General features: G+C 42.5%; 15 protein-coding genes and 1 tRNA gene. 12 read left to right on the top strand and 4 right to left on the bottom strand.

Annotation, left to right across the window (positions count from 1 at the left end):
- Together L5M10_RS22580 and L5M10_RS22575 are read right to left on the bottom strand one after the other, a co-directional pair.
- A partial coding sequence (locus tag L5M10_RS22580; RefSeq protein ID WP_263179001.1) for a transposase occupies positions 1 to 173 on the bottom strand: 173 nt, incomplete at its 3' end.
- A gap of 123 nt (positions 174 to 296) precedes the next feature.
- Positions 297 to 1217, bottom strand: a complete 921-nt coding sequence (locus L5M10_RS22575; RefSeq protein ID WP_028761211.1) for a chemotaxis protein CheV — start codon at positions 1215 to 1217, stop codon at positions 297 to 299.
- Between the two features lie 205 nt (positions 1218 to 1422).
- On the opposite strand from L5M10_RS22575, the gene flgA reads away from it, so the two are divergent.
- From flgA to L5M10_RS22560, 3 genes are all read left to right on the top strand, one after another.
- Complete coding sequence (gene flgA / locus L5M10_RS22570; RefSeq protein WP_028761212.1) at positions 1423 to 2130, top strand: flagellar basal body P-ring formation chaperone FlgA; 708 nt, start codon at positions 1423 to 1425, stop codon at positions 2128 to 2130.
- Between the two features lie 75 nt (positions 2131 to 2205).
- The gene (flgM, locus tag L5M10_RS22565; protein WP_107948432.1) at positions 2206 to 2529 is read left to right on the top strand and encodes a flagellar biosynthesis anti-sigma factor FlgM; all 324 of its coding nucleotides are present in this window, start codon (positions 2206 to 2208) and stop codon (positions 2527 to 2529) included.
- A gap of 2 nt (positions 2530 to 2531) precedes the next feature.
- Positions 2532 to 2957: a flagella synthesis protein FlgN gene (locus tag L5M10_RS22560; RefSeq protein ID WP_263255988.1), complete on the top strand. Its 426-nt coding sequence runs from the start codon at positions 2532 to 2534 to the stop codon at positions 2955 to 2957.
- 127 nt (positions 2958 to 3084) lie between these two features.
- On the opposite strand, the gene L5M10_RS22555 is transcribed toward L5M10_RS22560, so the two are convergent.
- Complete coding sequence (locus tag L5M10_RS22555; protein ID WP_219253411.1) at positions 3085 to 3534, bottom strand: LPP20 family lipoprotein; 450 nt, start codon at positions 3532 to 3534, stop codon at positions 3085 to 3087.
- A complete protein-coding gene (locus L5M10_RS22550) occupies positions 3531 to 4163 on the bottom strand; it encodes a FlgO family outer membrane protein (protein WP_028761216.1) in 633 nt (210 codons plus the stop codon). Before L5M10_RS22550 ends, L5M10_RS22555 begins: the two co-directional genes overlap by 4 nt.
- A 280-nt stretch (positions 4164 to 4443) precedes the next feature.
- On the opposite strand from L5M10_RS22550, the gene L5M10_RS22545 reads away from it, so the two are divergent.
- The 9 genes from L5M10_RS22545 to L5M10_RS22505 all read left to right on the top strand — a co-directional run.
- Positions 4444 to 5610, top strand: a complete 1167-nt coding sequence (locus L5M10_RS22545) for a flagellar assembly protein FlgT (RefSeq protein ID WP_131523072.1) — start codon at positions 4444 to 4446, stop codon at positions 5608 to 5610.
- Between the two features lie 55 nt (positions 5611 to 5665).
- Positions 5666 to 5741: transfer RNA gene (locus L5M10_RS22540), tRNA-Arg, on the top strand.
- A 211-nt stretch (positions 5742 to 5952) separates the two neighbouring features.
- Positions 5953 to 6807, top strand: a complete 855-nt coding sequence (locus L5M10_RS22535) for a hypothetical protein (RefSeq protein ID WP_263255986.1) — start codon at positions 5953 to 5955, stop codon at positions 6805 to 6807.
- An 18-nt stretch (positions 6808 to 6825) separates the two neighbouring features.
- Positions 6826 to 7956: a hypothetical protein gene (locus L5M10_RS22530; RefSeq protein ID WP_263255984.1), complete on the top strand. Its 1131-nt coding sequence runs from the start codon at positions 6826 to 6828 to the stop codon at positions 7954 to 7956.
- Between the two features lie 132 nt (positions 7957 to 8088).
- The gene (locus L5M10_RS22525; RefSeq protein ID WP_208662075.1) at positions 8089 to 8277 is read left to right on the top strand and encodes a helix-turn-helix transcriptional regulator; all 189 of its coding nucleotides are present in this window, start codon (positions 8089 to 8091) and stop codon (positions 8275 to 8277) included.
- Positions 8261 to 8509, top strand: a complete 249-nt coding sequence (locus L5M10_RS22520) for a hypothetical protein (protein ID WP_263255981.1) — start codon at positions 8261 to 8263, stop codon at positions 8507 to 8509. The genes L5M10_RS22525 and L5M10_RS22520 overlap by 17 nt, the downstream gene beginning before the upstream one ends.
- Complete coding sequence (locus tag L5M10_RS22515) at positions 8509 to 8811, top strand: hypothetical protein (RefSeq protein WP_263255979.1); 303 nt, start codon at positions 8509 to 8511, stop codon at positions 8809 to 8811. Before L5M10_RS22520 ends, L5M10_RS22515 begins: the two co-directional genes overlap by 1 nt.
- The gene (locus L5M10_RS22510; protein WP_263255977.1) at positions 8804 to 10099 is read left to right on the top strand and encodes a replication endonuclease; all 1296 of its coding nucleotides are present in this window, start codon (positions 8804 to 8806) and stop codon (positions 10097 to 10099) included. The genes L5M10_RS22515 and L5M10_RS22510 overlap by 8 nt, the downstream gene beginning before the upstream one ends.
- Before the next feature lie 44 nt (positions 10100 to 10143).
- Positions 10144 to 10316 (top strand): transposase (locus tag L5M10_RS22505; RefSeq protein ID WP_263179001.1); only part of this gene is annotated, 173 nt, incomplete at its 3' end.

Here is a 10316-nt window from a genome sequence, read left to right as displayed (position 1 = left end):
GTTAATGTTTTACCTGGCACGGGGCGACCTTCTTTTCTGGCAATATCTCGCCAATGATACAAGGTTTGCACCGCGATGCCTTCTTCCCGAGCGACCTCTGCGACCGTTAAGTTGTGAGGAGGTAATAATTTTTTAAGGATCGCCTCTTTACGTTCTGGTGAATACCGAGCCATATCGTTCTCTTTTGCCGCACCCTGTCTTTAAACATAATGATTATTTAGGGGTGACAACAATCCTGACACAGGGGGAAGTCGAGATTATAGCGTAAAGCGTATCTAGGTACTAACCGACAGCAATTACAAACTTAAATGCTTATTCACAGCAGCGGCCAGTTCGTCAGGATTAAACTTAGCGATAAAGTCATTGGCCCCCACTTTTTGAACCATTGCCTGATTGAATACACCACTTAACGAAGTATGCAGTACCACTTTAATATGCTTAAGCTTAGGATCATCTCGGATTTCAGCTGTCAGGGTGTAGCCATCCATTTCAGGCATCTCAATATCAGAGATGATGAGGGGGATCTCATCGGCCACATTATCCATCTCTTTGGCGATCTCTTTAAGCTTGTCTAATGCTTCGCGACCATCTTTTGCGGTATCAATTTGTAAATTCAATGACTCGAGTGAACGAATAATTTGTTTACGCGCCACGGCAGAATCATCAATAACCATAATATGGTAATGCTGAGTTCTGTCGAGGGTCAGTTTTTCATTGGCTTCTTCACTGATAGCCGTTTTAACTGGTGAAATCTCATCTAAGATTTTTTCCACATCGAGAATTTCAACTAATTCACCTTCAATTTCAGTCACAGCTGTCAGATAAGAATAACGGCCAGCACCTTGCGGCGGAGGCATAATCGCTTCCCAATTCATGTTGATGATCCGCTCAACAGAACTGACCAAGAAGCCTTGAACACTGCGGTTATATTCAGAAATAATGATGAAACAGTTTTCAGTGCTCGCTAAAGGTTTTCCCCCTGTTGCCGCACTCAAATCAATCACTGAAATGGTTGTTCCACGAATATGAGCAACACCCTTCACATAAGGATTAAGTTTAGGCAAAGTGGTCAGTGGTGGACACTGCAGTACTTCTTTCACCTTAAACACGTTAATCCCAAACCGTTGACGACCGTTTAATTTAAAAAGCAGTAATTCTAAACGGTTTTGTCCAACGAGCTGGGTTCGTTTGTTGACTGAATCAAGAATACTCGACATAACTCTGCCTTGTTGTTCTGTTTATGTTCGGCCCTATAACTCAGTTGAGTATAGGCATATTAATTGCTTACGTCTTATCTATCGATAAACATAGTCGAAACTGAGTCAATCTTCTGACAGTGATGCAAATTATTATTACAGTGGTCAGCTTCGAACTTAATAAAAGTATAGGTGCATTCTGGCGTTACAAGCTAGTCTCTTCATTATGAAAGTAAATTTAGTCTGTTTTTTTAGTCTTTTCACCCTCTTCATGCCCGCTTTTGCGAGTGCAGAGCCTATTGTCCCCACCGTATCGGCAATCTCAGAATTAGCTAAAGCGCTTATTTCAGAAAAAATATCCGTTCCAGAAAATGCCAAAGTAAATATTTCGCCACAGATGGTTGACGCAAGAATGCTGCCGTCACAATGTTCGTCTCCAATGAAAGTTGAACTGGCTAGCGATAGGGAAATTAGCCGTAATAACACCTTAAAAGTCAGCTGCGATACACAAGACTTAGCTTACCCTTGGCAAATCTATATCTCGGTTCGGGTGGATATCTTATTCCCCGTTGTTGTCTCAACCGAAATCTTAGCACCAGGCGAACTCATCTCTCCTAGTCAAGTAGAAGTCCGTTACATTGAACAAAATAGCTTGAGAGGTGCCGAATTTGATGACCCGAGTAAATTGGCTGGCGTGCGAGTAAAACGACGAGTAGCAAAAGATAATCCCATATTAAGCAACAACTTATGCTTCGTTTGTAAAAATGATTCGGTATCTATCTACGTTCGTTCTGGCTCATTCGAGCTCAAAACAGTGGGCGAAGCCCTACAAGATGGCAATAAAGGTGATCGGATCAGAGTCAAAAATAGCAGTTCAAACAAAGAACTAGATGCTATAGTCACAGGCATTGGCGAAGTTGAAGTAAGAATGTAAAATAATCTAAAGCTTTTTTGTAAGCTGCCGATACCCCAGTTAAGAAATCCCGTACACACGACGCTGGAGCCTAAAATGGCAATTGATATTAGCAAACTCAACACTGCAACGACTGCGCAAGTTCGTTCAGGCGCAACGAAAACGAGCAGCGATCAATCTGCTCAAGTTGCTACAAAATCGACAACACCACAGAGAAGCGATTCGGTGGTCATTACGGCCCAGGCACAACAACTTCAAGGAGCTCAGACTAAAATGGCTAGCCTTCCTGAAGTTGATCAAAAGAAAGTAGCAGAAATCAAACAAGCTATTGCCGAAGGTCGCTATAAAATTGACCCTGAAAAGTTGGCTGCCAATATTGCAAGTTTTGAAGCCGAACTTAATGACTTAAATAAAGAGTAACTATGACTGAAATAGCTAAACTGGTAGATCTACAACACGCCCATTTGGCTGTTCTTAAGCAAATCATACTCAAGGAAAAAGGCGCTTTGGTTGACCAAAACGCCGATTTACTGCTTTCCCTTGCTAATGAAAAATCGCAATGTCTGAAAGAATTAAAGACTAATGATGATATTCTGGCAAATCACAGTGATAAATCGCTACTCACTCAGCAAGTCGAACTCGTGCATAAAATGGCAGAGATCAAAGACGCATTGACTGAATGCAAAGAATTAAACGAACAAAATGCCAGTTTAATTGAGATGAATTTAGCGAGTTTAAATCGCTTTGCTCAAGCTTTACAAGCCAGCAGAAACGCCTCCAGCCTCACCTATAACGATAAAGGCAAGACCTCGACTATCTCAAGTTTAGGCAATGATTTAAAGGCCTAACAAGCGCATCACTCCCACTTAGCATTACCTTTTCTAAGCTCTGATTAGATATTAATGTCTTGTACAAAAAGAAAAGCCGCGTAAATACGCGGCCCAATACATGCTGTTGAACATACATTCAATAACGCTAGAAATACGTCACTTCCTTCACTCGTTGTGGACGGCTCTGTTGTTGATAAAGCGCCCAAACCTGTGAAAAATCAAGTTCTAACTCAGTGACATAATGCTCGCCTGCTGGATAACTCTTAACGACTCGTGCACCGCGGATCACACCAGAAACTGACGCTTTGACATTATCGTCCGTCAACATCCAATCACTGACACTGCTGTTTGCCGTTATTTTCTGCCCATAAACTTGTTCCGCTAATTCACGATAAGCCACAATTTTTGATGCCTGCATAGCCATCAACACTCTTTGTGATTGCTCTTTAGCCGGTTGAGTCGCTAACGGCGCATATCCTATAGCCGTTAACTTAGGAAAACTCGGCGGCGGCACATCTTCCCATTGCACATATCTATCTTTAGCAGCGCAGCCAGTTAGCATTAGCGCCACAATAACTAAAAGGTAGCGTTTCATTTTCCATCTCCTAAAACACGCACTTCATTCATACCTGGACTCGCCTGACGATATAAGATGCCATTTTGTGATACAATTTGCTCCGAAGGCTGCATGTAGTTTGCCAACTCTTTTTGAGTCACAAAAGTTTGAGATGCCGATACCACGCGATTGTTACTAATGTTCACAATCCGAGTATTGATCGCCATACCATTGGTTACTACGCTCATAGTCGAAACGACAAGATGCTCAACAGGAAGATCTTTCGACAATTTTTGCCAATCTCGCGTCAAAATAAAATCCCCGTCAGATGTGACTCTCAAGCCATCAGCTAAGTTTAAATCCACCACATTAAACTGAAAGCTATGGAGCGATGTCATTAATCCTTGCTGTAACTGTTGCGCTAACGCATTAGTGCCATTCAAATCACCCACTAATACAGGTGTTGCAACTACGATAGGTTGATCAGAACGCAGAGCATCATTTTGCTTAACGAGCTCAGTCACTATTCGCTGTGCTAAATGGTTAATCACTGCCGTTGGCGGCAACCCATTGCCATCCACTAAACTCGGTTTGGGCGGTGTAACCGGTTTAGCTACACATCCACCTAACATTATCAATGTTAAGGGAATAATCACACGCTTTAGCATTGGATTTACCTCATCTATGGGTGCATTGGCAGTCAAGTGACTCACTTTCTAAGCTTCAAATTTTTAATGAGTAACAAAAACCAGCAATCTTTGGACCAATATTAACCTCAGTCCGACAATATTCTTCTATTACGCAGTATATCGACTGTAACAATGGAAACTTTATCAAAAGTTCTCATACTCAGGCACGAAATTTGCTTTATTGACATATTAGATTAAGAGTCAGAAAACTGGCTCGATTGGTAATATCGCCATTAGCTTAGCGATAAGGATTGAATTGATGCACATACCAGGTTCAGCTTCGCTCATCATTTTGAGCCTTTTACTACTTTCTTTGCCCACCAGAGCCGAATGGATAGAAGCCAGCGGAGAAGCAACTATTATCAATGGTAATACAGCTCAAGCAAGGGAAGAAGCAATTAATCAAGCTGTTAGCTATGCGACTTTAAGCACAGGTATTCAAATATCCAGCGAGCAACAAACCTCTAATGGTAACCTCACACAAAATAACTTTGCGATAAATCGCAACGCCCAAGCCATAAACATCCAACTCGTAAGCGAGCAAATTCAGGGAAATAAAATATATGTATCCCTACGCCTCGATCTAAATGATGATCCAACACAACAGTGTCCTAATGGCCAATTAAAGGCCGCTATTTTAATACCTCAAACACAAATAAAAGATCGTTCTCAGCTTAGATATGGACAACTTTCAGGCTTTGAAGAGGTCATTTCAGAGGCGTTAGGGAACACTATAGAAGATTACTCTTCAACTGGCTTTAGTCACATCCATGCTAACGAGCGACTCGATATTGAACAAGACCTAGTGGATATTCGCGGTTATCGACTCCCAAGCTGGCTCAGTGAAATTACCGACAGCCAATATATTCTTCAACCGCAGATCATTGATATATCGATAGAGCCTGTACAACCCACCTTCTTAGGATTTTGGGATGAAGCTCCGCTAAGGCAATTTCAATTCAAACTCAGCCTCTATCATGGGATCAGTGGCGAAGAGGTCTGGAGCAAAAGCTACAGCACATCGGCCCCATGGGAATTTGAAGAACAGGCTATCATTGCTCCCAACAGTAATAGATTCTGGCGTTCCTCCTATGGAAAAAGTATTACTCAATTAATATTGCAAGCTACCCGAGATTTAGACAGCACACTTAATTGCAGGCCATTACTTGGCCAAGTCGTTAGCCGACAAGCAGACAGGATTATATTAAATCTAGGCCGTAAACATGGCATTCGTGTCGGTGATAAATTCCAAGTAGTATTACAACAAAACTTACCCGATAGACTCAATGAAATGCGCGCCGTCGCGACCAAAAGTCGTGCAACGGTAAAAATTGAGCAAGTAAGCGAAGAAAGCGCCACCGCAGTACTTGTAGACCAAAATGCCGCCTACAATGTACAGATAAACGACATAGCGCTTAAGATTTAAGCAACTAAATCATAAGCCTTTTAATCAAAGATAAAACCAGTATAATCACTGTCGTCTCTTCATAGCTCAACAGGATAGAGCAGCCGCCTCCTAAGCGGCCGATCGGGGTTCGAGTCCCTGTGGAGAGACCATAAGTCACTTTTTATATATTAAATTCAACAATTTACGAAAAACAAAAAATTCTGTGCCGCCTATGTGCCGCCATAGAGATGACGTTTTTTAGAATTTTTTTTCGTAACATTTTCAAAAATCCCCGTTTTGCCCTGTTCATCTCAGTTATGGACAATTAGCACTATTTCTAATACTTTTCCCTATGAGTTAACGAACAGGGAAAACAGGTTTATGACGGAAAATTCATCGCAAGAAAAGTTCACTCAAACACTCGAAGGGATCATCGAGCAATATTCAATTTCCGAACCACCCGAATTTTTGAAAGTCCTTACCGCCCTCCCTGACTCTCCAGATAAAGACAAAATGTTCGAAGATATGGATGAAGTATTTCGTGCCATAACTTCCCCCTCTGAACTATCCAGCAAACTCCCCAAAGGCACAACTGAAGATACTGTCGCAAAAGAGCTGGCAAAAATTCCAGACAGTCAGAAAATCCTTAGTGAAGAACAACAGAAAATGGTGGAGCTATTTATTGAAATGCTATCTTCATCATCGAGCAATGAATCTCAGATCGATATGAACAATGTACGAAGGTTCGCAAATGCCAATTTTCCGCTTTCATCGGACACTAATGATGAAGATGAAGCTATATTACTAAACTTACTCAACAGCCAACCAGAGGCCATAGCTGAGTTTATGCAAGCGATGATGGCGTGCCACATGGCTGGAATGACCAAAGCAGCCAATCTACTAAGTCGCCTTTTTGCACAGCACGTATTGGACATTGAAAACGAAAGCTATCTGACACTTCAAGCTGACATAACCAAGCATAAAGAACTATTCGACAAAGCTTCTAAATCTGGAAGTTCAGGAAGAAATAAGCGTCATGGCACTAGAGATAAAGTCGTGGCCTACGCCATCCAACTTTATAATCAACGAAATTACGATAATCCTCACCAAGCAGCACAAATGATTACAGAACAAGTCCTTGATTTCGCCAAAAGCATTGGTTACTCATTTTCTTCACCATATCAAGCAACTAGAACAATTAATAGTTGGCTGAGTTCGCAACAAACTAATAGATAATTTAAACGGACTTTCTCAATGCTTAATCATAAAACCGCTCTAGTTATTGCACTATTCTCTACAGGACAGTATCCAATTTTTAGCGCATTCGCTGATCTGTTGATTGAATTGTTTACCGAGGATGAAAGCAACATTTGTGAATCCGATATGGAGATGCTCTCAATTGCATTGGGTGATGGCGCTCATAAGTTGTATATAGAAGCACGCTCAAAAACTAGGCCATCAGATAAAATTGATTCTATTTTCAATAATTTCATTAAGCTGAAAATTGAAATTTTGACCTCAATCTTTACTAGAGGAAGTGAGCTACCAACAAGGTCAAATCAAGCTGTTGCAAAACTACTATTGGGGCAGTATCAAAATGTTCTCGACAATATTGAAATTAGAAGACAACAAGCAGTCCAAGAAAAACAAACTAAAGAGTTAGCCGAGAAAAAAGCTCAAGCAGATGAACTCCTGAAAAAACAGCTAGCAGCGGAACAAGCATATCAAGCAAGTCACATTGATTTTGATGATTTCGAAATTCACGGCGTAAAGAAAAACTCGCGAGTCGACAAGCTTCTGAACCAACTTCGCAAAAAGCCAATCACCCAAGAAGAAATGGCATGGCTTTCTGACGTAGGCTTTTACAATGAACTTATTGAGCAAAAAAATCATATTCAATTAGCACATCAGCATTATCAAAACTGGAAACAGAAAAACATGCCTTGGGAGCTGGTCAATGCAAGTGCAGCCTACAGAAAAGGTGGCGAACTAAAGAAAATCCGAAAGACACTAAATGAACAGTATCCATTTGCCCATTCAGGGAAAGACAAAAAGCTGAAGTCAGCTCTATTGACGACCTTTGGCGGGGTCTGTAGAGATCAAGAAGACTTCACCAGAGGAATAGAACTTGGGCATGAAGCACATAAAGTGACACCTTTAAATTTCAGGCCATGCACCTTGCTTGGAGCGATTTATCTATCAACTGGTGAGTTTGACCTAGGTCATGAATGGTACGGTAAAGCAAAAGATAGAGGGTTCACTCAAAATGCTTATGACAATGATATCAAATCCGTTTATTTCAGAGCCAGTGATGAAATAAAAAGCCGCCTTAAGCAAAACCTTATTGCAACTGGTCACAAATATGACTGGCTTAGTAAGCCTTAAGTATTACCGCGACAGGGTGTGACGGTACTGTCACACCCTGTCACGGTACTTTCACACCCTGTGACGTGAATACACCCTAACCCCTCACGATTATCTTAACTCCTGACAAATCTACTTTAATCAGGAGTTACCATGAACGATCTATTACTCAGCCCGACCGAGGTCGCCGAATTTCTCGGCGTCACCATCGGCACCCTATCCGTTTGGCGTTGCACTGGCCGCTATCCTTTACGCTTCGTTAAAATTGGCCGCAGCGTTAAGTACCGCCAAAGTGATGTTGAATCCTTCATTAACGGGAGGGTTTATGATCACACTCTATAAATTTGCCCTAGCTATTTGCATCATCATTCAATTAGCGGTGATCGACCATAACCTTCAAGTAAATTTGAAGTCCATTAGGTTACATAACGAGTCTAAGTACCCGTTAACGGGTACACAGGCCAAAACCGAGGAACCGAACCCGTTAACGAACACCGAACGCGTTAACGGGGACAACCAAGACGTCCCGCAATTAAAGCCTAGTGAACCATTACATAACGGGGAGGTTAAGTAATGATGACCTCCCCTTCTGTCCCCATGCCCAAGCTCACCGATGAACAACAGGAGTTTGGCCAATGGCTCTTACAGGGCAATAGCCTTTTCCTGTGCTCAGAAATTTGCAGCGACTTTGGCAAAGTTGACGGTATTGAAACCTTTAACGGCCACTTTCAAAAACGCACACTATTTAGATTAAAGCGTGAAGGACTACTCACTGAAACCACGATTTTTGAGATGGGCATTCGTTGGCAAAAGCTATCGCTTAACGAGCGAGGTAAGCAATTACTGACTAACAGCGAGGTAAAAGCACATGCTTAATGTTCATGAACACGATAAGCAATGGCTAGACAGTAAACTCTACGGCCTGCCCTCACCTCATCGTATAGCGATTATGCGGCAATATCGTAGCAAGCCAAACCGCCGCGAGGCCAATTTGAGCGTGCTACACCTGACTAAACGCATTGCCGCCGTTATGGGTAAAGACAAACATTTTTACCACATCAATATTGAGCAGCAAGATATAAGCGCAAAGGCAAAGCAACACGCCCGCCGCTGTATACAGATCACAGCGCAAGCAGAAGGTAAGGGATTACTCACTATTTACAGCACGCTATTGCATTACATGGCGTGCTATAGCATTAAGCCGCCAAAACTGAGCGAGACAATTATCAACCATCTTAAGTTGGACACACTTGATGAGATTGAGCTTGCCCAAGTCTATGGCGCACTCGCCCGCGCTGGCGATGAAATTTGGTGGAAACGTAAATTAAGACGACAGCGCAATCTGCAAATTGAAACCATTTCACGGGAACTCAATCTGGTCAGTAAACAAAAAGGCATTTATGCCAGTCACATTACCGTCAGCAATTTTAAAAACCAATGGCTCAATAACCAGCAACTGTTAGAAAATACTATTGCAACCAATGAGCATGGTTTTAGCGCCAGTCTTGCCGAGTTATCCAAACTTAATGTCTCAAATCCCGCCATTCGCAAGGCCGAGTTGATGGTTCGCATCCGTGGCTTTGAAGATTATGCCAAAGAGATGGGCTATAGCGCCCTTTTCTTAACCATGACTACACCGTCTAAATACCATCGCTGTTTTGCCAGAACGGGCGATGAAAATCCCAATTGGAACGGCGCAACCCCACTCGATGCCCAAGAATACTTAAATCGCACCTTTGCCCGCATTCGTGCCGCCCTTGCCCGTGAACAAGTCACCCCTTTCGGCTTTCGGGTAGCAGAGCCGCACCACGATGGCACCCCGCACTGGCACTTACTGTTATTTGTCCCAAGTGAGCAACAGGAAACCTTAGTCGATACCTTCACTCACTATTGCTTAGAAGAAGATGGTGACGAGCAGGGCGCAAAGGAGCGCCGCTTCAAAGTGGAGTACATCGATCCCGCGATTGGTTCAGGAACGGGTTACATCATGAAGTACATTAATAAAAACATCGATGGTGAAGGTATCGAATACGATAGTTACGGCAAAGATGCTTCAAGCTCAGCAATCAGAATTAAAGTGTGGGCATCCTGTTGGGGCATTCGCCAATTCCAACAAATTGGTGGCGTTGGTGTCCCCCTGTGTCAGGATTGTTGTCACCCCTAAATAATCATTATGTTTAAAGACAGGGTGCGGCAAAAGAGAACGATATGGCTCGGTATTCACCAGAACGTAAAGAGGCGATCCTTAAAAAATTATTACCTCCTCACAACTTAACGGTCGCAGAGGTCGCTCGGGAAGAAGGCATCGCGGTGCAAACCTTGTATCATTGGCGAGATATTGCCAGAAAAGAAGGTCGCCCCGTGCCAGGTAAAACATTAAC

Source organism: Shewanella sp. SM32 (assembly GCF_025654235.1).
Taxonomy (GTDB): domain Bacteria; phylum Pseudomonadota; class Gammaproteobacteria; order Enterobacterales; family Shewanellaceae; genus Shewanella; species Shewanella oncorhynchi.
This window is presented reverse-complemented; position numbering and strand designations above follow the sequence as displayed.